The 25,717-nt window shown below is 69.8% G+C and carries 25 protein-coding genes, 1 tRNA gene and 1 riboswitch; of the genes, 21 read left to right on the top strand and 5 right to left on the bottom strand.

Translation table 11 applies throughout. The annotated features are described in order from the left end of the window. Window positions 1-3: 3 nt before the first annotated feature. The 10 genes from C6Y44_RS14400 to C6Y44_RS14355 all read left to right on the top strand — a co-directional run bounded on the left by C6Y44_RS14400 (window position 4) and on the right by C6Y44_RS14355 (window position 8,740). The gene (locus tag C6Y44_RS14400) at window positions 4-630 is read left to right on the top strand and encodes an NUDIX domain-containing protein (RefSeq protein ID WP_088899581.1); all 627 of its coding nucleotides are present in this window, start codon (window positions 4-6) and stop codon (window positions 628-630) included. A gap of 3 nt (window positions 631-633) precedes the next feature. Then, window positions 634-1,605: a site-specific tyrosine recombinase XerD gene (xerD, locus tag C6Y44_RS14395; protein WP_059384124.1), complete on the top strand. Its 972-nt coding sequence runs from the start codon at window positions 634-636 to the stop codon at window positions 1,603-1,605. Between the two features lie 134 nt (window positions 1,606-1,739). Continuing rightward, window positions 1,740-2,723: a ParA family protein gene (locus C6Y44_RS14390; protein ID WP_404817751.1), complete on the top strand. Its 984-nt coding sequence runs from the start codon at window positions 1,740-1,742 to the stop codon at window positions 2,721-2,723. Between the two features lie 5 nt (window positions 2,724-2,728). After that, entirely contained in the window at window positions 2,729-3,625 is an 897-nt protein-coding gene (locus tag C6Y44_RS14385; RefSeq protein WP_159418140.1) for a segregation and condensation protein A, read from the top strand. After that, the gene (gene scpB / locus C6Y44_RS14380) at window positions 3,622-4,335 is read left to right on the top strand and encodes an SMC-Scp complex subunit ScpB (protein ID WP_404817750.1); all 714 of its coding nucleotides are present in this window, start codon (window positions 3,622-3,624) and stop codon (window positions 4,333-4,335) included. Before C6Y44_RS14385 ends, scpB begins: the two co-directional genes overlap by 4 nt. Window positions 4,336-4,345: 10 nt before the next feature. Beyond that, entirely contained in the window at window positions 4,346-5,539 is a 1,194-nt protein-coding gene (locus tag C6Y44_RS14375; RefSeq protein ID WP_225623570.1) for a pseudouridine synthase, read from the top strand. Between the two features lie 29 nt (window positions 5,540-5,568). Further along, the gene (gene cmk, locus C6Y44_RS14370; protein WP_159419206.1) at window positions 5,569-6,231 is read left to right on the top strand and encodes a (d)CMP kinase; all 663 of its coding nucleotides are present in this window, start codon (window positions 5,569-5,571) and stop codon (window positions 6,229-6,231) included. Next, window positions 6,228-7,658 (top strand): ribosome biogenesis GTPase Der, encoded by a 1,431-nt coding sequence (der, locus tag C6Y44_RS14365; protein WP_159418141.1) that lies wholly within the window; start codon window positions 6,228-6,230, stop codon window positions 7,656-7,658. The genes cmk and der overlap by 4 nt, the downstream gene beginning before the upstream one ends. A 97-nt stretch (window positions 7,659-7,755) precedes the next feature. Then, window positions 7,756-7,829 (top strand) — tRNA-Pro (locus C6Y44_RS14360). A 494-nt stretch (window positions 7,830-8,323) separates the two neighbouring features. Further along, on the top strand, window positions 8,324-8,740 hold the full coding sequence (locus C6Y44_RS14355; protein WP_033098316.1) for a VOC family protein: 417 nt from the start codon (window positions 8,324-8,326) through the stop codon (window positions 8,738-8,740). Window positions 8,741-8,761: 21 nt separating this feature from the next. Here the strand turns inward: C6Y44_RS14355 and C6Y44_RS14350 are convergent, their stop codons facing one another. Together C6Y44_RS14350 and C6Y44_RS14345 are read right to left on the bottom strand one after the other, a co-directional pair. Next, on the bottom strand, window positions 8,762-9,157 hold the full coding sequence (locus C6Y44_RS14350) for an MmcQ/YjbR family DNA-binding protein (RefSeq protein WP_088899577.1): 396 nt from the start codon (window positions 9,155-9,157) through the stop codon (window positions 8,762-8,764). 40 nt (window positions 9,158-9,197) lie between these two features. After that, window positions 9,198-10,223 (bottom strand): phosphotransferase family protein, encoded by a 1,026-nt coding sequence (locus tag C6Y44_RS14345; RefSeq protein WP_159418142.1) that lies wholly within the window; start codon window positions 10,221-10,223, stop codon window positions 9,198-9,200. A gap of 196 nt (window positions 10,224-10,419) precedes the next feature. Here C6Y44_RS14345 and C6Y44_RS14340 point away from each other — a divergent pair, with 196 nt between their 5' ends. The 11 genes from C6Y44_RS14340 to gcvP all read left to right on the top strand — a co-directional run bounded on the left by C6Y44_RS14340 (window position 10,420) and on the right by gcvP (window position 20,309). Next, window positions 10,420-11,037: an NUDIX hydrolase gene (locus tag C6Y44_RS14340; protein WP_033098314.1), complete on the top strand. Its 618-nt coding sequence runs from the start codon at window positions 10,420-10,422 to the stop codon at window positions 11,035-11,037. 110 nt (window positions 11,038-11,147) lie between these two features. Then, the gene (locus C6Y44_RS14335) at window positions 11,148-11,750 is read left to right on the top strand and encodes a CDP-alcohol phosphatidyltransferase family protein (RefSeq protein WP_006552741.1); all 603 of its coding nucleotides are present in this window, start codon (window positions 11,148-11,150) and stop codon (window positions 11,748-11,750) included. Between the two features lie 4 nt (window positions 11,751-11,754). Then, a complete protein-coding gene (locus C6Y44_RS14330) occupies window positions 11,755-12,618 on the top strand; it encodes a DUF881 domain-containing protein (RefSeq protein ID WP_159418143.1) in 864 nt (287 codons plus the stop codon). After that, complete coding sequence (locus tag C6Y44_RS14325; RefSeq protein WP_006552743.1) at window positions 12,615-12,974, top strand: small basic family protein; 360 nt, start codon at window positions 12,615-12,617, stop codon at window positions 12,972-12,974. The genes C6Y44_RS14330 and C6Y44_RS14325 overlap by 4 nt, the downstream gene beginning before the upstream one ends. 2 nt (window positions 12,975-12,976) lie before the next feature. After that, window positions 12,977-13,774 (top strand): DUF881 domain-containing protein, encoded by a 798-nt coding sequence (locus C6Y44_RS14320; RefSeq protein WP_159418144.1) that lies wholly within the window; start codon window positions 12,977-12,979, stop codon window positions 13,772-13,774. A 42-nt stretch (window positions 13,775-13,816) separates the two neighbouring features. Further along, complete coding sequence (gcvH, locus tag C6Y44_RS14315; RefSeq protein WP_159418145.1) at window positions 13,817-14,221, top strand: glycine cleavage system protein GcvH; 405 nt, start codon at window positions 13,817-13,819, stop codon at window positions 14,219-14,221. A 155-nt stretch (window positions 14,222-14,376) separates the two neighbouring features. Continuing rightward, window positions 14,377-14,838, top strand: a complete 462-nt coding sequence (gene garA / locus C6Y44_RS14310; protein WP_006552746.1) for a glycogen accumulation regulator GarA — start codon at window positions 14,377-14,379, stop codon at window positions 14,836-14,838. Beyond that, window positions 14,838-15,575 (top strand): transcriptional regulator FtsR, encoded by a 738-nt coding sequence (ftsR, locus tag C6Y44_RS14305; protein WP_016934922.1) that lies wholly within the window; start codon window positions 14,838-14,840, stop codon window positions 15,573-15,575. Before garA ends, ftsR begins: the two co-directional genes overlap by 1 nt. Before the next feature lie 149 nt (window positions 15,576-15,724). Continuing rightward, window positions 15,725-16,198 (top strand): bifunctional nuclease family protein, encoded by a 474-nt coding sequence (locus C6Y44_RS14300; protein WP_059384135.1) that lies wholly within the window; start codon window positions 15,725-15,727, stop codon window positions 16,196-16,198. A 241-nt stretch (window positions 16,199-16,439) separates the two neighbouring features. After that, a complete protein-coding gene (locus C6Y44_RS14295; protein WP_016694271.1) occupies window positions 16,440-17,066 on the top strand; it encodes a MerR family transcriptional regulator in 627 nt (208 codons plus the stop codon). Window positions 17,067-17,198: 132 nt separating this feature from the next. Further along, window positions 17,199-17,294: riboswitch (glycine riboswitch) on the top strand. 162 nt (window positions 17,295-17,456) lie between these two features. After that, window positions 17,457-20,309, top strand: coding sequence for an aminomethyl-transferring glycine dehydrogenase (gcvP, locus tag C6Y44_RS14290; RefSeq protein ID WP_159418146.1), 2,853 nt, complete (start codon window positions 17,457-17,459; stop codon window positions 20,307-20,309). A gap of 135 nt (window positions 20,310-20,444) precedes the next feature. On the opposite strand, the gene C6Y44_RS14285 is transcribed toward gcvP, so the two are convergent. From C6Y44_RS14285 to C6Y44_RS14275, 3 genes are all read right to left on the bottom strand, one after another. Continuing rightward, complete coding sequence (locus C6Y44_RS14285) at window positions 20,445-21,590, bottom strand: metallophosphoesterase (protein WP_159418147.1); 1,146 nt, start codon at window positions 21,588-21,590, stop codon at window positions 20,445-20,447. A gap of 2 nt (window positions 21,591-21,592) precedes the next feature. Beyond that, window positions 21,593-23,326: a substrate-binding domain-containing protein gene (locus C6Y44_RS28340; RefSeq protein ID WP_192378476.1), complete on the bottom strand. Its 1,734-nt coding sequence runs from the start codon at window positions 23,324-23,326 to the stop codon at window positions 21,593-21,595. A gap of 143 nt (window positions 23,327-23,469) precedes the next feature. Continuing rightward, window positions 23,470-25,653: a malate synthase G gene (locus tag C6Y44_RS14275; RefSeq protein ID WP_159418149.1), complete on the bottom strand. Its 2,184-nt coding sequence runs from the start codon at window positions 25,651-25,653 to the stop codon at window positions 23,470-23,472. Between the last annotated feature and the right edge of the window lie 64 nt (window positions 25,654-25,717).

The following is a 25,717-nucleotide window of genomic DNA, read 5'->3' as shown; positions in this document are numbered from 1 at the left end:
GACATGGCGCAGCGACACGACTTCCGCACCCTGGACAGCCGGCGGATCTACACGGGCGCCATCGTGTCGCTGCGCGTCGACGACGTGGCGATGCCCGACGGGCACACCGCCGAACGCGAAGTGGTCGAACACCACGGCGCGGTCGCGGTGGTGGCCGTCGACGAGCAGGACCGGGTGGTGCTCGTGCACCAGTACCGGCACCCGCTCGGCCGGCGACTGTGGGAACTGCCCGCCGGCCTGCTCGACGCCCCCGGGGAGGATCCCCTCGACACCGCCCGCCGCGAACTCGCCGAGGAGACCGGGCTGGCCGCCGCCGACTGGGAACTCCTCGTCGACATCGCGCTCTCACCCGGATTCACCGACGAAGCGGTGCGCGTCTTCGCCGCCCGCGGCCTGAGCGAGGTCGACCGGCCCGAACCCGAGCACGAGGAGGCCGATCTCGAGGTCCGCCGCGTCCCGGTCGACGAGGCCGTGGCGATGGTGCTGCGCGGGGAGATCGTCAACGCCACCGCGGTGTCCGGTCTCCTCGCGTTCGCGACCGCCCGCGCGACGGGCACCGCGACCCGCGCACCGGACGCGCCGTGGCCGGACCGGCCCACCACCTTCGCCCGCACGCGCGCGGAGGGGTGAGCAGTGCTGCCCGGTGAGGAGCGTCCCGCCACGCAGGTCGCTCCGCAGCCGTCCCCGACACTCACCGGGCAACTCGACGCCTATCTCGCGCACCTGACCGTCGAACGGGGGGTCGCGGCGAACACCCTCGCCTCCTACCGCCGCGACCTGCTGCGCTACGTCGAACACCTCACCGACATCCACATCGGCGACCTCGCCGACGTGCACGAACACCACATCAGCGACTTCGCCGCGAGCCTGCGCCGCGGAGACCCGGAACGCAACCGCCCGGCGCTGGCAGCGAGCTCGGCCGCCCGCGCCCTGATCGCCGTGCGCGGCCTGCACCGCTTCGCCGCCGCCGAAGGACAGACCCCGGTCGACGTCGCCCGCACCGTCAAACCCCCGGCGCCCGGGCGTCGCCTGCCCAAGGCGCTGACCGTCGACCAGGTCACCGCGATCCTCGATGCCGCCGCCCCCGACGCCGACGGACCCCGCAGTCTGCGCGACCGCGCCCTGCTCGAACTGCTGTACTCCACCGGCGCCCGCATCTCCGAGGCCGTCGGACTCGACGTCGATGACATCGACACCGAATCGCGCACCGTGCTGCTGCGCGGCAAGGGCGGCAAGCAGCGACTCGTCCCGGTCGGACGCCCGGCGCTCGGCGCGCTCGACGCCTATCTCGTGCGGGGACGACCCGCCCTGGCGACCGGCCGCACCGCCGCGGTCTTCCTCAACGCGCGCGGCGGCCGCCTGTCGCGGCAGAGCGCGTGGAAGGTGCTGCAGACCGCCGCCGAACGCGCCGGAGTCGACGTCGGGGTGTCCCCACACACGCTGCGGCACTCCTTCGCGACGCACCTGCTCGACGGTGGCGCCGACGTACGCGTGGTACAGGAGTTACTGGGGCATGCTTCTGTGACGACCACGCAGATATACACCCTGGTCACCGCCGGTGCCCTCCGCGAAGTATGGGCGCAGGCGCATCCGCGGGCACGATGACCGACTCCGCAGGGGACGCGTGTCCGTGCGGTGATCCTGCCGCCGAAGCGGTAGCGTTCTGGGGACGAGCCGCCGGGCCACCCGGCGGGTCGAGGAGAGAACATCTGGGTCGCAAGACAGGGGGAGTACCGAACGTGGGCACACCTCGGCCACCCGCCACGTACATGGAGCCGGAGCACCTCCGGTCGCACACCGTCCCGGTCGACGCACACGGCCGCGAGGACACCGACAGAACGTCCACCACCGAGCCGACCACGACCTCCGGAACCGCCGCCGAGCCCGATCTCGGACCGACCGGCCGGCCACGCCGTCCCGTCCCGGAGCCGGTGCCGTTGTCCACCCACGGACCGGCCCGCATCATCGCGATGTGCAACCAGAAGGGCGGGGTCGGCAAGACCACCTCGACCATCAACCTCGGGGCGTCCCTCGCCGAGTACGGGCGTCGCGTCCTGCTCGTCGACCTCGATCCGCAGGGCGCACTGTCCGCCGGACTCGGTGTCGCCCACCACGATCTCGATCTCACCGTGCACAACCTGCTCGTCGAACCGCGGGTGTCCACCGACGACGTGCTCGTGCGCACCCACGTCGAGGGCCTCGACCTGCTGCCGAGCAACATCGACCTGTCGGCGGCCGAGATCCAGCTCGTCTCCGAGGTCGGCCGCGAACAGGCCCTGGGCCGCGCCCTGTACCCGATGCTCGACCGCTACGACTACATCCTCGTCGACTGCCAGCCGTCGCTGGGGCTGCTCACCGTCAACGCGCTCGCCTGCGCCGACTCGGTGCTCATCCCCATGGAATGCGAGTTCTTCAGCCTGCGCGGCCTGGCACTGCTCAACGACACCGTCGCCAAGGTCCGCGACCGGCTCAACCCGAAGCTCGCCGTCGCCGGCATCCTCGTCACCATGTTCGACCAGCGCACCCTGCACGGTCGTGAGGTGATGTCGCGGGTCGTGGAGGTCTTCGGCGATCTCGTCTACGACGCCGTCATCAACCGCACCGTCAAGTTCCCGGAGACCAGCGTCGCCGGCGAACCCATCACCCGCTGGGCGCCCACCTCCGCCGGCGCCGAGTCGTACCGCGCCCTCGCGCGGGAAGTGATCCACCGGAGCGGTCGCTGAGCCCCGTGCACGCTCCCGTCCAGGACTCGGCGGACACCGGCACGGCACCCGATGGGGAGGTCGACGCGGTGGTCCTCGATGAACCCCCCGAACCGGCCGGCTCGCAGGTCGAGGAGACCACCTCGGGCTTTCATGTGCGCCTGCGCAACTTCGAGGGCCCGTTCGACCTGCTGCTCACCCTCATCTCGCAGCGTCGCCTCGACGTCACCGAGGTGGCCCTCCACGAGGTCACCGACGACTTCATCGCCTACACCCGCAAACTCGGCCCCGAACTCGGCCTCGACCAGACCACCGAGTTCCTGGTCGTCGCCGCGACCCTGCTCGACCTCAAGGCCGCCCGGCTGCTGCCCGCCGGCGAGGTCGACGACCCCGAGGACCTCGCCCTGCTCGAGGCCCGCGACCTGCTGTTCGCGCGTCTGCTGCAGTACCGGGCCTACAAGCAGATCGCCGAACAGTTCGCCGCCCTCGAGGCCGCCGCCCTGCGCCGCTATCCGCGCGCGGTGTCCCTTGAGGAGTGCTACGAGAATCTCGTACCGGAGGTCGTGCTCGGTGTCGACGCGCACCGCTTCGCCGAGATCGCGGCCGCGGCGTTCCGGCCGAAACCACCACCGTCCGTCGGTCTCGACCACCTGCACACCCCGAAGGTGTCGGTTCCCGAACAGGCCGCCCACATCCTCGGTCTGCTGCGCGCCCGCGGCACCGGCGTCTGGGTCGGATTCGACGAACTCGTCGCCGACTGCGATCTCGGACTGCTCGTCGTGGCCCGGTTCCTCGCGTTGCTCGAGCTCTACCGCGAACGTGCCGTCACCTTCGAACAACCCGACCCGCTCGGACATCTGCAGGTCGCGTGGACGGGGGAGACCGACGGGGAGGCCATCGATTTCGAGGAGGACTACGGGTGAGCGACGACACCGTCGCGCGGGAGCACGCGGACGACAGCGCTGCACCGGAGCGCGCATGGGACGGTGAACTTCTCGAGATCGCCGACGACGAACTCACCGCGGCACTCGAGGCACTGTTGCTCGTCGTCGACACCCCCGCGCCGACCGAGCAGCTCGCGACCGCCATCGGGGTCACCGCCGACCGCGCCGAGGCTGCGCTGCGGCGTCTCGCACAGGACCTCACCGCGCGCGGATCCGGCATCGACCTGCGGTTCGCCGGTGACGGCTGGCGCTTCTACACGCGCCGCGATTTCGCGCCCTACGTCGAGAAGCTGCTGCAGGGTGGCGCGCGCACCAAGCTCACCCGCGCCGCACTCGAGACGCTCGCCGTGATCGCCTACCGGCAACCGGTCACGCGCAGCCGTGTCCGCGCCGTGCGTGGCGTCAACGTCGACGGGGTGATGCGCACCCTGCTCGCGCGGGATCTGATCGCCGAGGCGGGCACCGATCCGGAGACCGGCGGCACGCTCTACGTCACCACGGAGCTGTTCCTGGAACGCCTCGGCCTGGCATCTCTGCAGGATCTGCCGCCCGTTGCGCCGCTTCTGCCCGATGTCGATGTGATCGACGACATCGCCGACAGTCTCGAGTCGGACCCACGATTTGAGAGAATGGGTAGGAACGCGCGTCCCGAGACTCTCTCGCCCGCGGAGTTCGATCCAGAGAACTGACAGGAACCAAGTGAATACACCCGCTCGCCGTGATGGCACACCGGACCGTAGAAGAAACAATCCCCGCAGCGCGAACACGCGCAACACCGGGGGATCCCGCTCGGGACGCACCGAAGCACCGCGTTCCGGAGGACGCACCGAAGCGCCTCGCTCCAGCGGACGTACAGACGCTCCCCGTTCGGGGCGCGCAGGGGCTCCCCGTTCGGGGGAGCGCACCGACTCACCCCGCTCCGATCGCCGGGCCACTCCCGGCCAGTCGGCTGCAGGCCGCAATCCGGCCCAGCCGGCCGGAGGCCGCAATCCGGCCCAGCCGGCCGCCGGTCGCAAACCGCACCGCAAGGGCACCTCGACCGGCAAGCCCTCCAAGCCTGCCGCCAAGCGGGCCGCGCAGCGCGTCGTTCCGACCGTGAGCAACGCCCGCCCGGCGCGTCACCAACACCGCGAAGCCGGCCACGCCCAACTGCCCGCCGGTGAAGGCGTGCGGCTGCAGAAGGTGCTCGCCCAGGCCGGCGTCGCCTCGCGCCGCGCTGCCGAGGAACTCATCGCCGCAGGTCGCGTCGAGGTCGACGGCAACATCGTCGTCGAACAAGGCCTGCGCGTGGACCCGGAGAACGCCGTGATCCGGGTCGACGGCGTCCGCGTCGTCATCAACAAGGATCTCGTGCACCTCGTGCTGAACAAGCCCCGCGGCTGGCAGTCCACGATGTCCGACGATCTCGGCCGTCCCTGCGTCGGCGACATCGTCTCCGAACGCGTCGCCGCCGGGCAGCGCCTGTTCCACGTCGGTCGTCTCGACGCCGACACCGAAGGGCTGCTGCTGCTCACCAACGACGGCGAACTCGCGCACCGGCTGATGCACCCGTCCTTCGAGGTGCCCAAGACCTACCTGGCGACCGTCAAGGGTGTGCTCGCGCGCGGCGTCGGCAAGCAGCTCAAGGCCGGCATCGAACTCGAGGACGGACCCGCCTCCGTCGACGAGTTCTCGCTGCTCGAGGTCCACGAAGGCCAGTCGCTCGTGCGGCTCGTGCTGCACGAGGGACGCAAGCACATCGTGCGACGTCTGCTCGACGCGGTCGGTTTCCCCGTGATCCGGCTCGTGCGCACCAACATCGGTCCCGTCGCGCTCGGCGACCAGCGTCCCGGCACCCTCCGTGTCCTCGGCCGCAACGAGGTCGGAGGCCTGTACCAGGCGGTGAAGCTGTGACCGCCCCGGGAGACGCGTTGATCGTCGCGATGGACGGCCCGTCCGGCACGGGCAAGTCCACCGTCTCCAAGCGTCTCGCGCAGCATCTCGGTGCCGCCTATCTCGACACCGGCGCGATGTACCGCATCGCGACGCTGCACGCCCTGCGCCGCGGCACCGATCTGACCGATCCGGCCGCGATCGCCGCCGTCACCGCCGGCCTGCCGTGGTCGATCGGCACCGACCCCACCGTCGAGGACATCCGCCTCGACGGGGACGACGTACGCGAGATCATCCGCGGCGCCGAGGTGACGGCCGCGGTCTCCGCGGTCTCCGCCGTGCCCGAGGTGCGCACCCTGCTCGTCGAGGCCCAGCAGCGGCTCGGCCGCGCCGAGCACCGCGTCGTCATCGAAGGACGCGACATCGGCACGGTCGTCTTCCCCGACGCGGACGTGAAGATCTTCCTCACCGCTTCGGCGGAGGCCCGCGCGCACCGGCGCAACAACCAGAACATCGCCGAGGGTCGCGGCGACGACTACGAGGCGGTCCTCGCCGCGGTGCAGCGCCGCGACCACCTCGACTCCACCCGCGCGATGTCCCCACTGCGCGCGGCGGACGACGCGGTCGTCGTGGACACCAGCGACATGAACATCGACGAGGTGATCGCCGCGTTGCTCGCGGTGGTCGCCGAGCAGACTGGAGCGAAGCTGTGAGCGACGACCTGAGCACCGACTACACCGGGTTCGACGGCGACGGCACGTGGTCGGAAGAAGGTGACTGGGACATCGAGTTCGCCGAGGGCGGCGACCTCGAGGAGTTCGTCCCGGTCCCGACCGTCGCCGTGGTCGGCCGACCGAACGTCGGCAAGTCCACCCTGGTCAACCGCATCATCGGCCGACGTGAAGCCGTCGTCGAGGACGTCCCGGGCGTCACCCGCGACCGCGTCTCGTACGAGGCGTCGTGGAACGGCCGCCGATTCATGGTGCAGGACACCGGCGGATGGGAGCCCGACGCGAAGGGCATGCAGCAGTCCGTGGCCCGGCAGGCGGAGGTCGCGATGCGCACTGCCGACGCGATCCTCGTCGTCGTCGACGCCACGGTGGGCGCCACCAGCGTCGACGAGGCCGTCGCGAAGGTGCTGCGCCGGTCGAAGACGCCGGTGCTGCTCGTGGCGAACAAGGTCGACGACGACCGCGTCGAATCCGAGGCCGCGACACTGTGGTCCCTCGGACTCGGCCAGCCCTATTCGGTGTCGGCCACCCACGGCCGCGGCACCGGCGACCTGCTCGACGAGCTGCTCGCCAAGTTGCCGGCCACGCCCCGCGAGGGCACCGGTGGGGAAGGGCCTCGCCGCGTCGCGCTGGTGGGCAAGCCGAACGTCGGCAAGTCGAGCCTGCTCAACAAGCTCGCCGGCGACGAGCGGTCGGTGGTGCACGACATCGCCGGCACCACGGTCGACCCGGTGGACTCGATCGTCGAGCTCGGCGGCAAGCCGTGGCGGTTCGTCGACACCGCCGGTCTGCGCAAGCGCGTCAACAGCGCGTCCGGCGCCGAGTTCTACGCCTCCCTGCGCACGCGGGGTGCGATCGACGCGGCCGAGGTGGCGGTGTTGCTCATCGACGCCTCGCACCCCATCACCGAGCAGGACCAGCGGGTCATCACGATGGTCGTCGAGTCCGGTCGCGCCCTGGTGATCGCCTTCAACAAGTGGGATCTCGTCGACGAGGACCGCCGCTACGAACTCGGCCGCGAGATCGACCGCGACCTGTTGCGGGTGCCGTGGGCGTCGCGGGTGAACATCTCCGCCAAGACCGGTCGCGCCGTGCAGAAGCTCGTCCCGGCCATGGAGACCGCCCTCGAGTCGTGGGACAAGCGCATCTCGACCGGACGCCTGAACTCCTGGCTCAAGGAGGTCGTGGCCGCGACCCCGCCGCCGATGCGCGGCGGTCGTCTGCCCCGGGTGCTGTTCGCCACCCAGGCGGCCACTCGGCCGCCGACCTTCGTGCTGTTCACCACGGGCTTCCTCGAGGCCGGCTACCGCCGCTTCCTCGAACGTCGCCTGCGTGAGGAGTTCAACTTCGACGGCAGTCCCGTGCGGATCTCGGTGCGCGTGCGGGAGAAGCGCGACCGCCGCAAGTGAGCTCCCGACGCCCGGTCGTGAAAACGCGCTGACCAGCCGATTAGTGTTTCGGTCCGTTCCTGTTGTAATCTCTGAGAGCGCTCGGAGAGAGCGCGGACGGGCTGTGGCGCAGCTTGGTAGCGCACTTGACTGGGGGTCAAGTGGTCGCAGGTTCAAATCCTGTCAGCCCGACAGCGAAAACCCCTTCCGGCTTCGGTCGGAAGGGGTTTTCTCGTCTCTGCCGAGGACTCATCCGGCCGTCGACGGCGCAGCGGTACGCACCGACCCCGGCGTCAACCCCGTCACGGTCGTGACGGGCGACGCCGTCCGTGACTCGGATATCGAACGTGCCGTGCACGGGCAGGACGCCCTCGTGCGCGCTCCAGCGACCTCGACTGGACCATCGTGCAACCGGTGAACCTCACCGACGGTGACGACGACGAGGCAACGGTTTCCGACAGCGACGTCTCGTCGTGAGCGGTCCCGCGACGTGCGGTCGGGCGCGTGCCGGCCGACCTGATCGACCGGCCCGAGTACGCCGGCGCCACAGTGGCGGTCTCCTGACACGGATCGCGCCGAACGCTCCCGGATCCGGTGCGCACCGTCCACGATGAGAAATGCGTCGGCGGATGGTCACTCTCCGTGCGGCACCATCCGTGCCCTGCGGCACCCGGGAAAGGACCACGATGACCACACGATTCAATCCCTATCTCGCATTCCGCGATTCCGCACGCGAGGCCATGGAGTTCTACAGGTCGGTGTTCGGCGGCGAACTGACGGTGAGCAGGTTCGCGGACATGAACGCCTCGCAGGATCCGAGCGAGGACGACAAGGTGATGCACTCGATGCTCACCACCGACCGCGGCTTCGTGCTCATGGCCTCGGACACCCCGAACGGCATGGACTACACGCCCGGTACGAACTTCTCGCTGTCGCTCAGCGGGGACGACGAGAGCGTGCTCCGGGGTTGGTGGGACGCGCTGAGCGACAGCGGTCGCGTCGACATGCCGCTCGAACGTGCCCCCTGGGGCGATCTGTTCGGCATGTGCACCGACCGCTTCGGCGTGTCGTGGATGGTCAGCATCGGCGACCAGCAGGGCTGAACCCGCGCCGCTCGGCGCCCGTCAGCCGAGGCGGGCGTCGAGCTCGCGCACCAGTTTCGGTGGCGCGGTCTGCCGATAGGACATGTCGAGCAGTTCGGCGACCTCGTCCCAGTCCACCTCCGGACGGGAGAGGTCGTACCCGACCCACCCGGACGGCCCGAAATACATCGGCACATAGGTGTGGGGTTCCTCGAGCAGCGCGCGGCGCTCCTCCTCGTCGGGCTTGACGAGGAGGGAACGGGGAAACGGTGCGCGGGTGCCCTTCTCGCCGCCTCCGTAGACCGCGAAGGCCGTCCGGGTGGAGAAGAACGGACGGCCGTGCGAGATCTTCTCGGAGGCGCCGGGCAGGGCCAGCGCGAGCGAGCGCACACGAGCGAGCAGGGGATCCGCCTTGTCGAACATCACCGGATGCGGCATGAGCGGAGCGTACCGAGCGGCTACGACAACGGTCGCGCGATCAACTCTTCCGACTCTTCAGCGCATCGATACCGGCGTGCAACAGCGGCTCGACGCCGCGGCCGAGTTCCTCGAACCCCTCGCCGACCGTCTTGCCCTGACGGAACCGGAAGTAGATGCCTTCGAGGATCACCGCGAGCTTGTAGTAGGCCAGGGCGAGGTGGAACGCCATGTCCGACAGGTCGCGTCCACCGGCGGCCTCGTACCGCGCGAGCAGTTCGTCGTCGCCGAGGAAGCCCGGAGCGCGGGACACCGTCGAGACGGGGAATTCCGTGTTCTCCCGCGCCAGCCGCTGGTAGACCAGCAGCAACGCCACATCGGTGAGGGGATCGCCGATCGTGGCCATCTCCCAGTCCAGCACCGCGACCACCTTGTCGTCGTCGACGAGGACGTTGTCGAGCCGGTAGTCGCCGTGCACGATACCCACCTCGCCGTCGCCCGGCAGATTGTCGACGAGCAGCCGGTGAAGCTCGTCGGCGCCGTCGAGGTCCCGGCTGTGCGAGTTCTCGAGCTGGGTGGTCCAGCGCCGCACCTGCCGCTCGAGGAAGCCCTGGGGTCGGCCGAAGTCCTCGAGTCCCACGGCGGCCGGGTCCACCGCGTGCAGGGCGGCCAGGGTGTCGACCATCCGCTCGGAGATCACGCGCGTGCGCTCGGCGCCGAGCGGTTCGAGTTCCTCCGCGGTGCGATAGGGCGTCCCCACGACCAGATCCATGAGGTAGAAGGGCGCGCCGAGCACCGAATCGTCCTCGCACAGCAGGTACGAGCGGGGGACCGGTACCGCGGTGCCGGCGAGCGCGGAGATGACGCGGTACTCGCGAGCCATGTCGTGTGCCGTCGCGAGGACGTGTCCGAGTGGGGGACGGCGCAGCACCAGCCGCCGGTCACCGTCGGTCACCTCGTAGGTGAGATTCGAGCGCCCGCCGCTGATCAGGCGTGCGCGGAGGGGACCGGAGAACAGGTCGGGGGCGGAGGTCTGCAGATAGGCATCGAGCGCATCGAGGTCGAGGCCGGCGGGCACGTCGTTCATCGAGCTCCTTTCCGTCGGCTCCCACTATGACCGCGGGTGGGGATCCGTGTGCGGAGAACTCCCACCCACGCAGGTAATCCGGACGGTACGGAAACCACAAATATCCAGAATTCCTCTCCTCGGGATCGGCACCACCGACACCAGCCAGGACATGCGCCGACCCGCCGGTGCGATTGTGACGAACTACTGTCGACCCATGCCCGCTGCTCATCCTCTCGACCGAGACAACGTCCGCGACGCGCTGGATGCGTTCGACTCGCGCCGATTGCCGCTCGACGGCCGCCGGCACGCAGCCGTCGTCGTGGCGGTGCTCGACGACGGGAACGGCAACCCCGTCATGCCCCTCACGCGGCGCCCCACGCGTCTGCGGGCGCATCCCGGCCAGTTCGCGTTGCCGGGCGGGCGTCTGGACGAGGGGGAGCAGGCCGAGGAGGCCGCCTTGCGCGAGCTGCACGAGGAACTCGGACTCGACCTCGGCCCCGAGGCCGTGCTCGGCCGGCTCGACGACTACATCACGCGCTCCGGTTACGTCATGTCGCCGTTCGTCGTGTGGTCGGACACCGCCGTGACCGATCTGAAGCCCAGCCCCGACGAGGTCGACGTGCTCTTCGCCGTCACCACCGACGAACTCGACGTCGATCCGCGCTTCGTCACCATCCCCGAATCCGACAAGCCGGTGATCCAGTGGCCCTTTCGCGGTCACCTCGTGCACGCACCGACCGCCGCGGTGGTCTACCAGTTCCGCGAGGTCGTGCTGCGCCGGCGGGCCACGCGCATCGACGGTCTCGAGCAGCCGGTCTTCGCCTGGCGTTGACACCCCGGAATCTCCGGTCGCGCGGCTGTGGAAGGCTGGACTCCGTGCCCGAACGGAACTCCGGCGGGGCACCACGAGAACGACCTCACGAGAACACGGAGCGGCCCACCATGACCGATGCGACCGGAACCGCCGACGCGCGCGGATCGGACCGCATCCTCACCGTGCCGAACGTCCTCAGCTTCGTCCGACTGCTGGGTGTGCCCGTCTTCCTCTATCTCGTCCTCGTCGCCCACGCCGATGTCTGGGCGCTGATCCTGCTGGCCGCGAGCAGTATCACCGACTGGGCCGACGGCAAACTCGCCCGGTTGCTCGACCAGACCTCCCGACTCGGCGCCCTTCTCGATCCCGCCGTCGACCGCCTCTACATCGTGGCCACCCTCGTCGCCCTCGTGGCGCGCGACATCGTGCCCTGGTGGATCGCGGTGATCCTCGTCGGCCGCGAACTCGTCCTGGCCCCGACCCTGGCCGTCTACCGGCGCCGGGAACTGCCCCCGCCGGACGTGCTGTACCTCGGCAAGGGCGCCACCTTCCTGCTCATGTGCGCACTGCCGCTGATGCTCGGGGCCGTCGCAGTGCCCGCCTCGGAGCCGATCACCGGCCCGCTCGGCTGGGCTGCCCTGATCTGGGGGACCGTGCTGTACGTGTGGACCGGCCTGCTGTACCTCGGGCAGGCCGTCGTGACGGCACGGATCGTGCCGGCCGGGCGGTGATCCGATGAGCCGCGCATGGGAACGCATCCGGCGCAATCCGGTGCCCTCGCTCCTGAAGTCGCTCCTCGAGGATCATCTCGACCCCGGCTACGCCGCGTCCGCCGCGGACCGGGCGGCAGGGCGCTCGAGCACCTCTCCGCGCGCGTCGCGCGCGTGGCTCGGCGTCGGAGTTCTCCTCGCCGGCCTCGTGATCGGCGTCGCGTACGCGCAGAACGCCGACGTGCAGGCCGGCACCGACAGCACCCGCGCCGAGATCCTCGACTCCCTTCGGGCAGGGGACGAACGCATCGCCGCGCTCACTGCACAACGGGACGAACTCGGTGCCGCGGTCGACGAACGACGCACCGCCCTGTTCTCCGACGGAGGCGACGGCGCGACCATCCTCGACCGACTCCGCGACGCCGAGACCGCAGCCGCAGCAACACCGGTGCGTGGTCCGGGGATCACGGTCACCCTCACCGAACCCGCCGCGCGACCGAACCTGTCGGATGCGGCACGACTCGAGGATCGGCCCACCGCGCTCGTTCTCGACCGCGACCTGCAGTCGGTCGTCAACGCGCTGTGGGCGGCCGGTGCGGAGGCCGTCGAGGTCGGGGGCGTGCGGGTGGGTCCCGGGGTGACCGTCCGGCAGGCCGGGGGAGCGATGCTCGTCGACAACCGGCCCGTATTCTCCCCGTACACGGTCTCGGCGGTGGGATCTCCCTCCCGGCTGCAGACGTCCTTCGTCGTCAGCGACGCCTACCTGCGCATCGCGGGGATTCAGCAGCTCTACGGGGTGGGATTCACCCTCGCCGAGGAGGACGATCTCGAGTTTCCGGCCGCCACGGTCCGGAAACTCGGCAGCAGTGGAGAAACGGGGTACAGGTGAAGCGACTCGAACACGGTCACGCGCTCTACGCGGTGCTCGCACTGGCGATCGGGATCGGCGCCGGAATCGTGTTCAGCCCACAGGTACCCGATGTCGTGCAGCCCTACCTGCCCATCGCGGTGGTCGCCGCGCTCGACACGGTCTTCGGCGGTCTGCGCGCCTATCTCGACGACATCTTCGACGCGAAGGTGTTCGTGGTGTCGTTCGTCTTCAACGTCCTCGTCGCCGCACTGATCGTGTGGCTCGGCGACCAGCTCGGGGTGGGCACCCAGCTGTCGACCGCAGTCATCGTCGTCCTCGGCATCCGCATCTTCGGAAACGCTGCCGCCCTACGTCGTCGCCTGTTCGGAGCCTGACCGTGACCGAACCGCAACAACCCGGCCCCACGCGCGACACCGGTACCACGCCCGAGACCGGCGCCGGCGCGGGCGACGAGACCACCGCCGGGTCCGACGCGAGCCGCACCACCCGCTCGCAACGCGTCTTCCTCGTCCTCGCGGCGATTCTCGTCGTCCTGCTCGGCGCCGGTATCGCCACCCAGGTGCGCACGACCGACACCGGCGACGACCTCGACTCGGCGCGCCCTGCGGACCTGCTCGTGCTGCTCGACAACCTCAACCGCCGCGAAGCCGCTCTCCGCCAGGAGATCACCGAACTCGAGCGCACCCTCTCGAGTCTCGAACAGGAAGGCTCGGAAGCGGCACTCGAGGAAGCCCGCACGCGCCTGTACACGCTGTCGGTGCAACTCGGCACCGAACCCGCCACCGGGCCCGGAGTGGTTCTCACCGTCGACGATCCGCGCGAGGGCGTCGGATCGGAGGTGCTGCTCGACATGATTCAGGAGCTGCGCGCGGCGGGTGCCGACACGATGCAGATCGCCGGGGCGAACGGCGAGACCGTGCGCATCGGGGTCGATTCGTGGGTCACCGGACCGGGCGGTGACATCGTCGTCGACGACCGCGGACTCGACGCTCCGTACACCGTCACCGCCATCGGCGACGGACCGACTCTCGCCGCCGCGTTGAACATTCCCGGCGGAGTGGTCGACACGGTCGCCCGTGCGGGCGGATCATTGTCCGTGGAACAGTCTCCGCAGGTGGAGGTGTCCGCCTTGCGGGAGATCGAGCCACGCCAATACTCTCAGCCCGGTAACTGAATCCGACGTTCCGGTCGAACGTCGTCTCCGAAAGGACCAGTCTTGACCGATTTCGCGACACCCGAGGATCTGCGGTACACCCCCGAGCACGAGTGGGTGCGCAGGACGGGCGCGACGACCGTGCGCATCGGGATCACCGACTACGCACAGTCCCAACTCGGCGACGTGGTCTTCGTGCAGCTGCCCGAGGCGGGCGCCGAGATCGCCGCCGGCGAGTCCTTCGGAGAGGTCGAGTCCACCAAGAGCGTGTCGGACGTGTTCGCGCCGCTGACTGCGAAGGTGACCGCCGTCAACACGGAACTCGACGCGAATCCCGAACTGGTGAACAGCAGCCCGTACGAGGACGGCTGGCTCGTCGACGTGGAGATCGGCAGCGAGAGCGACCTCGACGAGGCGCTCGCGGAGACGCTCGACGCGGAAGGTTACCGCGGGATCACGGAAGGCTGACGGACCCGACAGGTAACGTGACCGCGACTGTCTGCGTCAGTACCCCCGAGCGGGGTACGGTCGGATATGGCGTGTGCCGTGTCGGACCTGAACGGGGCGAACGAATCAGCGACCGTCCGGGATCACCCGGGTGGTCGAACGGATAAGGAGAAACGGTGAGCGAGAACGGCAACGCGGGCTACGAGGAGACTCCTGCAGAGACCACTTCGGTATTTCGCGCCGACTTCCTGAACGAAGTGGAGGGCGCGGGTTCGGCCACCACCGAAGCGCCCGTCTCGGGTGTCGAGGGCCTGCCCGCCGGATCGGCGCTGCTGGTGGTCAAGCGGGGACCCAATGCAGGATCGCGCTTCCTGCTCGACCAGCCCACCACCTCGGCGGGTCGGCATCCCGACAGCGACATCTTCCTCGACGACGTGACCGTCAGCCGTCGGCACGCCGAGTTCCGCCAGGACGAGGGCGAATTCCAGGTCGTCGACGTGGGAAGCCTCAACGGCACCTACGTCAACCGCGAGCCGGTCGACTCCGCCGTTCTCGCGAACGGCGACGAGGTGCAGATCGGCAAGTTCCGGCTGGTGTTCCTGACCGGTCCGCGAGGTAACCAGGGCGCGGGTAGCTGATGACCGCGGCCCGCCAGCCGGCGCCGGCCGGAATGTCGATCGGGTCGGTGCTCGACCGCCTGCGTCCGGAATTCCCGGACGTGACGATCTCGAAGATCCGGTTCCTCGAGGCCGAGGGACTGATCAGCCCGGAACGCACCCCCTCGGGCTACCGACGCTTCTCGATCGCCGACTGCGAGCGTCTGCGGTACGTGCTCACCGCGCAGCGCGATCAGTACCTTCCGCTCAAGGTGATCAAGGAGCAGCTCGAGGCGATCGACCGCGGCGCCGCCACGGTGGGATCGGTCGAGACCCGGATCACCCGGCCGCGCCCGCTGGCGGTCGCCCGCGGCGAGGTCTCGCCGGAGGATCTGCGCTCGGACCGCGAGATCCGGGTGAGTCGCGACGATCTGTGCACCCGTGCGGGGATCGACGCGGCCTTCCTCACCGAGCTGGTGGGGGCGGGCCTGGTCAAGCCGGGCCCGGCCGGTTTCTTCGACGAGGACGCGGTGCTGCTCGCCCGCACGGCGAAAGCGATGGCGGAGTTCGGCCTCGAGGTTCGGCACCTGCGGGCGTTCAAGCTCGCCGCCGACCGCGAGGCCGCGCTCGTCGCGCAGATCGCCGGTCCGATCGCGAAGGGCCGCGACGCCGGGGCGCGGCAGCGCGCCGAGGAGATGGTGCGCGAACTGGCCGCACTGTCGTTGACATTGCACACCTGCCTGGTGAAAGCGGCGGTGCAGGGGGCCCTCGACCGTTAGGCGACGAATTCATCGCCGTGTGCGACCACGGGCCCTCCGTCGGGTGGTGACGTACGGCACCTGACGGATGCGCTGGAGGACACTAGAATTCCAGGCAGTACCTGTCGGGTGGTCCCACCACCGACGAGCAGCAGGACGGAGGCATCGCGATGAGCGAGATGCGGATAGTAGGGATTCGTATCGAACAGCCGCAGAACCAGCCTGTCCTCCTGCTGCGGGAGGTCGACGGCGATCGGTATCTGCCGATCTGGATCGGGCAGAACGAAGCGACCGCCATCGCCCTCGAACAGCAGGGGGTCGAACCAGCGCGGCCGCTGACCCACGACCTGATCAAGAACCTCCTCGAGGCGTTCGGTCACAACCTGCGCGAGGTGCGCATCGTCGACCTGCGCGAAGGGACGTTCTACGCGGATCTGGTCTTCGACGGAGGGATGCGCGTGTCCTGCCGGCCCTCCGACGGGGTCGCGGTGGCCTTGCGCATCGGCGCGCCGGTCCACGTCGAGGAACCGGTGCTCACGGAGGCAGGACTGGTCATGCCCGACGAACGGGAGGACGAGGTCGAGAAGTTCAAGGAGTTCCTCGACTCCGTCTCGCCCGACGATTTCAAGGCGACGGACGGCTGAGCGCCGTCCGTCCGCACGGCGACGAGCGTTGGCGCGCGCGTCGGCCGTGACGGTAGTAATGTCGAACGTTGCCTTCCGGTCGGCGTGTTGCAGCCCGACGCCCAACACCGGAGCGTACGCTGAGTTGATCCGCCAGGGATGACTCGGTGAGCCTGGGAGCGCTCGATGATCGGATGTGGTCGGGGGGATCCGCCAATCGATCGTTGCGAGGCAGAACTGGGCGCGCGAGAGGGAGTCAGTAGTGCGAGATCGGACGAAGGGACAGCCACTCGGCGTCGATTCCGGCGATCGCTCGAATCCGGCGCCGCGGACGAACGAGACCGACGAGATCCAACCGGGCCTGTTTCCGGACAACTCGGTACCCGACGAGCTCGTCGGCTACCGCGTGCCCATCGCCTGTCAGATCGCGGGAATCAGCTACCGCCAGCTCGACTACTGGGCCCGCACGAATCTGGTCGTACCGTCCATCCGCGGGGCCGCCGGCTCCGGTAGCCAGCGGCTGTACTCGTTCAAGGACATCCTCGTCCTCAAGATCGTCAAGCGCCTGCTCGACACCGGTGTCTCGCTGCAGAACATCCGCGTCGCCGTCGACCATCTCCGCAGCCGCGGGGTGGGCGACCTCGCGAAGATCACCCTGTTCTCCGATGGCACCACCGTCTACGAGTGCACGTCGCCCGAAGAGGTCGTCGACCTGCTGCAGGGCGGGCAAGGTGTCTTCGGGATCGCGGTGAGCGGCGCGATGCGCGAACTCACCGGCAGCATTGCCGATTTTCCCGCCGAACGCGCCGATGGCGGCGGCGTCGAGGAACGCCCCGAGGACGAACTCGCGTCGCGTCGCCGCGAACGCATCAACCGCCGCATCGGCTGACCCCACCACTGATGTCGCATCGGCCGACGACACCGCCGATCCATCTCTGCTGATCCATCTCCACCACCTGCGGCGCTTTCCGCACCTGCGGTATTTCGACCCCTGCGACGTGATCTAGACTCGAAGATGCGTCGCCATCACGCGGGAGAGACCCGGACACCGAGCCGGGCGCCGAAGGAGCAGCACCTCCCCGTCAATCTCTCAGGCAACCGGGACCGCGTGAGCTCCGACGTCTCTGGAAAGCGGCGGGAGCACCCGCCCGCCCACGGGGAAAGGCTCTGGCCGGCCGAATCTCTCAGGCGCTCGCTCCGCGAGCTCACGACAGAGGGGGAGGAACCACCTCGCGCGACCGCGCGCATGTGGACCTCGCCGACCAGCCCGGGAGCTGCGATGACAGATGCCGTCACCTCGAACTTCGCCGATCGCCACATCGGCCCCGACACCGCCGGCCTGAACCGGATCCTCGACGTCGTCGGAGTCGATTCCCTCGACGCCCTCGCCACCGCCGCGGTACCGGCCGCCATCCTCGACGACCGTGCAGACAACGTGCCGACCGGCCTCGACGTCCTCGACGCGCCCCGCTCCGAGCACGACGTACTCGCCGAACTGAAGGCACTCGCGTCGCAGAACACCGTGGCGACATCGATGATCGGTCACGGCTACTACGACACGCTCACGCCGCCCGTGCTGCTGCGCAACATCATCGAGAACCCCGCCTGGTACACGGCCTACACCCCCTACCAGCCGGAGATCAGTCAGGGACGCCTCGAGGCGCTGCTGAACTTCCAGACCATGGTCGCCGACCTGACCGGCATGGAGATCGCGAACTCGTCGATGCTCGACGAGGCCACCGCCGCCGCCGAGGCGATGACCCTGCTGCGCCGCGCGAACCGCAAGTCCAAGAGCCCGCGCCTGGTCGTCGACGTCGACCTGTTCGCGCAGACCGCCGCGGTGCTGGCGACCCGCGCCGAACCACTCGGCATCGAGATCGTCACCGCCGACCTCGCTGCCGACGGACTGCCCGAGGGCGAGTTCTTCGGCGTGATCCTGCAGGTGCCCGGCGCTTCGGGACGCATCATCGACGCCGCTCCGATCATCGCGGCCGCCCACGACCGCGGCGCGCTCGTCGCCGTCGGTGCCGACCTGCTGGCCATGACCCTGATCACCCCGCCCGGGGAGCAGGGCGCCGACGCGTGCTTCGGCACCACCCAGCGGTTCGGTGTGCCGATGGGCTTCGGTGGGCCGCACGCCGGCTACCTCGCCGTCGGTAGCGCCCACACCCGCACCCTGCCGGGACGCCTCGTCGGTGTCTCGGTGGACGCGGACGGCAACCCGGCCTACCGGCTCGCGTTGCAGACCCGTGAGCAGCACATCCGCCGTGAGAAGGCCACCAGCAACATCTGCACCGCCCAGGTGCTCCTCGCCGTGCTCGCGGCCATGTACGTCTCGTACCACGGCGCCGAAGGCCTCACCGGCATCGCCCGCCGCGTCGCCGGGCACGCCCGCCGCCTCGCCGACGGTCTGCGCGCCGGTGGCGTCGAGGTCGTCCACGACGAGTTCTTCGACACCGTCCTCGTGCGCGTCCCGGGGCGCGCCGACGCCGTGCTCGCCGCCGCCCTCGAGGCCGGCATCAACCTGTACCGGGTCGACGACGATCACGTGTCGATCTCGTGCGACGAGGCCACCACCGCGGCGCACGTGGACGCGGTCCTGGGCGCTTTCGGCGTCGACGCCGGGGAGGCCGCCGAGGGAACGGCGCTGCCGCAGGCCCTGGCCCGCACCAGCGAGTTCCTGCAGCACGAGGCGTTCACCCGCTACCGCACCGAGACCGCGATGATGCGTTACCTGCGGCGTCTGTCCGACAAGGACCTCGCCCTCGACCGGACGATGATCCCACTGGGCTCGTGCACGATGAAGCTCAACGCCGCCGCCGAGATGGAAGCCATCACCTGGCCCGAGTTCGCGGGTCTGCATCCCTTCGCTCCGGCGGACCAGACGGGCGGCATCCGCCGTCTCATCGCCGACCTGGAGGGTTGGCTCGCCGCGGTGACGGGCTACGACGCCGTGAGCCTGCAGCCCAACGCCGGCAGCCAGGGTGAGTACGCGGGTCTGCTCGCGATCCGCCACTACCACCTCGACCGCGGCGACACCGATCGGGACATCTGCCTGATCCCGTCGAGCGCGCACGGCACCAATGCCGCATCCGCTGTGATGGCGGGCATGCGTGTCGAGGTCGTCGCGTGCCGTCCGAACGGCGACGTCGATCTCGACGACCTGCGCGCCAAGATCGCCGACCACGGTGCGCGACTGGCCGCGATCATGATCACCTATCCGTCCACGCACGGTGTCTACGAGCACGACATCGCCGACATCTGCGGTGCCGTGCACGACGCCGGCGGTCAGGTGTACATCGACGGCGCCAACCTCAACGCTCTCGTGGGTCTGGCGCGGCCGGGCAAGTTCGGGGGCGATGTCAGCCACCTGAACCTGCACAAGACCTTCTGCATCCCGCACGGTGGTGGCGGTCCGGGGGTCGGCCCGATCGGTGTCCGTTCGCATCTGGCCCCGTACCTGCCGGGTCATCCGGCGGAGCCGGGACTCGGGGGAGCGGGACCGGTCTCGGCGGCGCCCTTCGGGTCGGCGTCGATCCTGCCGATCACCTGGGCGTACATCAAGATGATGGGTGCCGAGGGACTGCGTCGCGCGTCGCTGACGGCAATCGCGTCGGCCAACTACATCGCGCGTCGTCTCGACGAGTACTTCCCGGTGCTGTATACGGGGGAGACCGGCATGGTCGCCCACGAGTGCATCCTCGATCTGCGTCCGCTGACGAAGGCGACGGGGGTGACGGTCGACGACGTCGCGAAGCGTCTGGCCGATTACGGCTTCCACGCGCCGACGATGAGCTTCCCGGTGGCCGGCACCCTCATGGTCGAGCCCACCGAGAGCGAGGACATCGCCGAACTCGACGCGTTCATCGACGCGATGATTTCGATCCGCGGTGAAATCGACCGGGTCGGGGCAGGAGAGTGGCCGGTGGACGACAATCCGCTGCGCGGGGCTCCGCACACCGCGGAATGCCTGGTGGGTGAGTGGAACCACCCGTACTCGCGGGAGATCGCGGTGTTCCCGATGGGGAAGAGCCGGGCCAAGGTGTGGCCGGCGGTGCGGCGTATCGACGGCGCACACGGCGACCGGAACCTGGTGTGCTCGTGCCCTCCCTTGGAGGCGTACAGCGGCTGATGCCGGGGATGGCCGACGGACACGTCCGTCGGCCATCTTCATCGATAGAATAACTCCGAATAGTACGGAAACCAAAGAAATACAGAACCTCTACCCAGTAAGAACACATCTCACCCTGCCCTGAGGGCAAGGCCCTCAGTTCGCGGCGGTCAGCTCGAGGACGGAGATCTCCGGTGGGGTGCCGACCCGCACGGGCGGTCCCCACGCGCCGGTGCCCTGGGACGTATAGATCTGCGTGTCACCGAAGCGGTCGAGTCCGGTGACGGTGGGGTTGGCGAGGGATACGAACGGCCGCAGCGGCCACATCTGTCCGCCGTGGGTGTGCCCGGACAGCTGCAGGTCGACTCCGAGCTCGCGGGCCTCGTCGATGTGCCGGGGCTGGTGGGCGGCGAGGATCACCGGGGTACCGTCCGCGATGCCGTCGAGGGCGGTGGGCATGTCCGGGTGGTGGGGTTCGGTGGCCGTGTAGTCGTGGACGCCGGCGAGCGCGACGACGTCGCCGGCGCGTTCGAGGACGACGTGCTCGTTGCGCAGGGTGCGTACACCGAGCGTCTCCCAATGGTCGAGCCATGATTCGGCGTCGTCGGAGTAGTACTCGTGGTTGCCGCTGACGCCGTACACCCCGAGCGGGGCCTGCAGCTGCCGGAGCGGTTCGAGGTCGGAACCGACGAGGTCGACGGTGCCGTCGGCGAGGTCGCCGCCGAGCACGATCAGGTCGGGCTGCTGGTCGGCGACGAGGTCGACGACGCGTTGCACGAAGTCGGCGCCGCGGGCGGGTCCGACGTGCAGGTCGGTGACGAGCGCGATCCGGGCGCCGTCGAAGCCGGTGGGCAGGTCCTGCAGCGCGACGGGCACGGTGACGATCCGCGGCCGGTCGGCTTCGACCGTGCCGTATCCGACGGCGGCGACCGCGGCGACGACGAGCACGGCGGTCGCGATGCGCAGACCCCGTCGCGGGGTCACGTCGGTGGTCGGCCCGGGGTGTCCGCGCCGGACGAGGCGGGCGACGAGCAGTCCCGCTCCGACGAGCAGGAGCCCGAGCATCAGGTACAGCACCACCGCCATCCAGCTCCAGCCGAGGAACCCGATGGGGCGGGCCCAGGCGGGGTCGAGCGCCGTGCCCACCCCGGAGGCACCGAGCGTGAGGACGAACATCGCCGCCAGGACGAGGTCGGCGGCGAGGGCGGCAGGACGCGGCAGGCCGGGTGCCCGGACGAGTCGTCGATGCAGCAGGTAGGTGAGGAGGGCGAGGAAGACCCCCATGACGAGAAGTCGGAGCACGGTCAGGACGTCAGCTTTCGGAGGAGGTCGGTGAGATCGGCCGGGTCGGTGGTGTCGACGACGGTGAGGTTGCCGTCGGTGGCCTCGGCGGCTTGCTCGAGGACGGGGTCGGTGCGGTCGCCGAGGATGACGACGTCGATCCGCACAGGGGTGGCAGGGGACGCGAGTTCGTCGATCGCCGCGCGCAGGTCGCGGGCGGCCGTCTCGTCGGGGTCGTCGCTGTCGACGACGACGAGCACGGAGTTCGGTCGGCCCGGGTCGTAGTTGTCGACGGCGTCGCGGTAGGCGGCGGTGAGGGTGGCGTAGACCGGTTCGCGCTCGACGAGGTCGATGTCGTCGAGGACCGAGGACATCGCCGCGCGCTTGGACTCGGTGAGGCCGTCGCGGATGACGGCGACGCGGTGCCCGCTGGGGGTGTCGGCGAAGACGTACATGCCCATCACCGAGTTGATGGAGGCTCGGCGCATGGCCTCGCGCAGGGCCCCCGCGGTGGCGGTGAGGCGGGTGCCGTCGCCGGCGGGGGTGCCCATGGAGGTGGAGGTGTCGACGACCATCGTGACCTTGCGCGGGGACACCGGGGCGAGACGCAGTGCGACGAGGACGTCGTCGACGGTGGGGTCGGCGGGGGCGAGGACGGTGTCGACGCGGGGCAGCGGCAGTTCCCCGGCGGGTTCGGGGGCGGCGTCGGCGGTGCGGAAGCCGTGGGCGGTGAGGATGCCGGTCTGTTCGGGGCGACGCGCGTAGTCGGTGAACTCCGCGGCGGCGCGGGCGAGGGTCTCGTCGACCCAGGGGGCGTCGACGACGGCGGTGGGGAAGTCGACGACGGGTGCGACGCCGATCGGCAGGTGGCCGGTGAGGCCGCGGACCTGCCCGTCGGTGAGAGCGCGGTGCAGTTGCTGTTCGACGACCGGCACGGCGTGGATGGGGGCCTCGGTGTCGGGGCGGGCGCCGAGCGCGGCGAGGGTGTCGGCGGTGGTGCCGACTGCGCCGAGGGTGTCGGCGCCGAGCGCGAGGGTGCTCACGGCGGTGATGGCGGTGGGGGTGGCGGCCTGTTCGAGGGTGACCGGTCCGGCGCCGATGCCGGTGGTGGCGGCGGTGACGGCTTCGAGGGCGAGGGTGGTGGCGTGGGTCTCGGTGCCGGTGGGCAGGGCGAGGCCGAGGGTGCCCCAGATGTCGAGTCCGCTCTCGCGCATGGCGGCGGGGTCGTTCTGGAGTCGGGGCAGGTCCTGCCAGCGGACGGTGGCGGTGGTGAGGGCGCGGCCGAGGTCGGTGGGGACGGCGAGCACGACCGGGGAGGTGGCGAGGGAGCGGGGGGTGCCGTCGATGGTGTCGGCGGCGCGGGCGCTCATCCGGGTGTCGAGGGGCACCCACAGGGCGGGTTCGGGGCCGAGTGCCGGATCCCAGGTGCCGGCGGTGAGGGTGTCGGCGGAGGCGAGGCTGTCGACGGCGGTGATCTCGGCGGTGACGCAGTGGTCGCGGATGACGCGGACGCCGCCGTCGGTCCACTGGTCGGCGAGTTCGGTGAGGGCGGGAGCGATGAGGGGGTCGGCGGCGATGTGCAGGACGGTGTCGCCTTCGACGCAGGTTTCGGCGGCGGCGGTGGCCTGGTCGTCGATGTTGTCGCGGAGGCGGAACCAGCCGAGGACGGCGAGCAGGGCGAGTGCTACGCCTACGGCGACCACGATGACGCTCGTGCTGATTCCTCGTCGTCCGCTGCCGCGATGTCGCCCGCCCACGTCGTGTCCGCCTCGTTTCGTTCGTCGGTCCGATGGTCGAGTCTAGTGAGAGACGGGATGTGACCTGGCTCCGCCGCGCGGTGCGGGGACGGGCAGGGCCCCGATCCGGTGTGGATCGGGGCCCTGGGGTGTCGGTGTGCGGGTCAGGCGTACTTGGCCTTGTTCTCGCGGCGACGGCGGTGCAGGATCGGCTCGGTGTAGCCGCTGGGCTGTGTGGTGCCTTCGAGGATGAGTTCCTTGGCGGCCTGGAAGGCGATGTTGTCGTCGAAGTTCGGGGCGAGCGGCCGGTAGCCGGGGTCGCCTTCGTTCTGCCGGTCGACGACGGGTGCCATGCGCTCGAGGGAGGCGATGACCTCGTCGGCGGTGACGACGTCGTGGCGGATCCAGTTGGCGAGGAGCTGGCTGGAGATGCGCAGGGTGGCGCGGTCCTCCATGAGGGCGACGTCGTGGATGTCGGGGACCTTGGAGCAGCCGACGCCGGCGTCGATCCAGCGCACGACGTAGCCGAGGATGGACTGGCAGTTGTTGTCGAGTTCTTCGCGCTTCTCCTCGTCGGTCCAGTTCGGGTTCTCGGCGAGGGGGATGGTGAGGATGTCGTCGACGGTGGCGCGGCTGGTGCCCTTGAGCTCGTTCTGGACGGCGAAGACGTCGACCTCGTGGTAGTGGGTGGCGTGCAGGGTGGCGCCGGTGGGCGAGGGCACCCAGGCGGTGTTGGCGCCGGCCTTGGGCTGGCCGATCTTCTGCTCGACCATGTCGCGCATGAGGTCGGTCATGGCCCACATGCCCTTGCCGATCTGGGCCTTGCCCTGCAGGCCGCAGGCGAGGCCGGTGTCGACGTTCCAGTCCTCGTAGGCGGCGATCCAGCGCTGCTGCTTCATCGCGGCCTTGCGGACGACGGGGCCGGCCTCCATGGAGGTGTGGATCTCGTCGCCGGTGCGGTCGAGGAAGCCGGTGTTGATGAACACCACGCGGTCGGAGGCGGCCTTGATGCAGGCGGCGAGGTTGACGGTGGTGCGTCGTTCCTCGTCCATGATGCCGACCTTGAGGGTGTTGGTGGGCAGGGAGAGGACCTCTTCGACGCGGCCGAACAGTTCGGTGGTGAAGGCGGATTCCTCGGGGCCGTGCTGCTTGGGCTTGACGATGTAGATCGAGCCGGTGCGGCTGTTGGCGAGCGGGCCGTGGTCCTCGTCGATGTGTAGGCCGTGGATGGCGCACAGGCTGGTGACGAGCGCGTCGAGGATGCCTTCGGGGACCTCGTTGCCGTCGCGGTCGAGGACGGCGGGGTTGGTCATGAGGTGTCCGACGTTGCGGACGAACAGCAGGGAGCGGCCGTGCAGTTCGAGGTCGCTGCCGTCGAGGGCGGTGTAGAGGCGGTTCGGGTTGAGCGTGCGGGTGAGGGTCTTGCCGCCCTTGTCGAAGGATTCGGACAGGTCGCCGCGGTTGAGGCCGAGCCAGTTGCGGTAGCCGATGACCTTGTCGTCGGCGTCGACGGCGGCGACGGAGTCCTCGAAGTCCATGATGGTGGTGACGGCGGATTCGAGGACGACGTCCTTGACGCCGGCGGCGTCGGTGCTGCCGATGGGGGACTCGGGGTCGATCTGGATGTCGATGTGCAGGCCGTGGTTGCGCAGCAGCACCGAGGACGGGGTGGCCTTGTCGCCGAGGTAGCCGACGAGCTTGTCGGGCTGGGCGAGTCCGGTGACGGTGCCGTCGCCGAGGGTGACCTTCAGTTCGGTGCCGTCGATGCGGTAGCCGGTGGAGTCGGCGTGCGAGCCCTGCGCGAGGGGTGCGGCCTTGTCGAGGAAGTCGCGGGCCCAGGCGATGACCTTGTCGCCGCGGACCTTGTTGTAGCCGGCGGTCTTCTCGGCGCCCCCTTCTTCGGGGATGACGTCGGTGCCGTAGAGCGCGTCGTAGAGCGATCCCCAACGCGCGTTGGAGGCGTTGAGCGCGAAGCGGGCGTTGAGGACGGGCACGACGAGCTGCGGGCCGGCGGTCTCGGCGATCTCGGAGTCGACGTTCTCGGTGCCGATGGTGAACGGCTCGGGGGCCGGAACGAGGTAGCCGATCTCTTCGAGGAAGGCCTTGTAGGCGGCCGGGTCGTGGGGCTGTCCGGCGCGGTCGCGGTGCCAGCCGTCGATCTGAGCCTGGAGTTCGTCACGCTTGGCGAGCAGCGCCCGGTTCTTGGGGGCGAGGTCGTGGACGATCTTGTCGGCACCTGCCCAGAAGGTGTCCGCGTCGAGCCCGCTGCCGGGGATGGCCTCGTTGTTGACGAAGTCGTAGAGAACCTGCGCGATCTGAAGTCCGCCGACCTGCACGCGTTCTGTCATCACCCTCACTCTTTCCGGTTGCTGTGCGGCCGGAAACGTCCCGGCCGCACGGAATCGTCGATTA

Source organism: Rhodococcus rhodochrous, from assembly GCF_014854695.1.
In the GTDB taxonomy this organism is placed as follows: Bacteria; Actinomycetota; Actinomycetes; order Mycobacteriales; family Mycobacteriaceae; genus Rhodococcus.
Note: the sequence above shows the minus strand (reverse complement) of the source record. Positions and strands in the feature narration are given on the sequence as shown.

Coding starts and splice junctions, on each gene's coding strand:
- C6Y44_RS14400 (WP_088899581.1), top strand. CDS start 4: ATGGCGCAGCGACACGACTTCCGCACCCTGGACAGCCGGCGGATCTAC.
- cmk (WP_159419206.1), top strand. CDS start 5,569: ATGGACGGCCCGTCCGGCACGGGCAAGTCCACCGTCTCCAAGCGTCTC.
- C6Y44_RS14355 (WP_033098316.1), top strand. CDS start 8,324: ATGACCACACGATTCAATCCCTATCTCGCATTCCGCGATTCCGCACGC.
- C6Y44_RS14350 (WP_088899577.1), bottom strand. CDS start 9,157: ATGCCGCATCCGGTGATGTTCGACAAGGCGGATCCCCTGCTCGCTCGT.
- C6Y44_RS14345 (WP_159418142.1), bottom strand. CDS start 10,223: ATGAACGACGTGCCCGCCGGCCTCGACCTCGATGCGCTCGATGCCTAT.
- C6Y44_RS14340 (WP_033098314.1), top strand. CDS start 10,420: ATGCCCGCTGCTCATCCTCTCGACCGAGACAACGTCCGCGACGCGCTG.
- C6Y44_RS14335 (WP_006552741.1), top strand. CDS start 11,148: ATGACCGATGCGACCGGAACCGCCGACGCGCGCGGATCGGACCGCATC.
- C6Y44_RS14330 (WP_159418143.1), top strand. CDS start 11,755: ATGAGCCGCGCATGGGAACGCATCCGGCGCAATCCGGTGCCCTCGCTC.
- ftsR (WP_016934922.1), top strand. CDS start 14,838: ATGACCGCGGCCCGCCAGCCGGCGCCGGCCGGAATGTCGATCGGGTCG.
- C6Y44_RS14300 (WP_059384135.1), top strand. CDS start 15,725: ATGAGCGAGATGCGGATAGTAGGGATTCGTATCGAACAGCCGCAGAAC.
- gcvP (WP_159418146.1), top strand. CDS start 17,457: ATGACAGATGCCGTCACCTCGAACTTCGCCGATCGCCACATCGGCCCC.
- C6Y44_RS14275 (WP_159418149.1), bottom strand. CDS start 25,653: ATGACAGAACGCGTGCAGGTCGGCGGACTTCAGATCGCGCAGGTTCTC.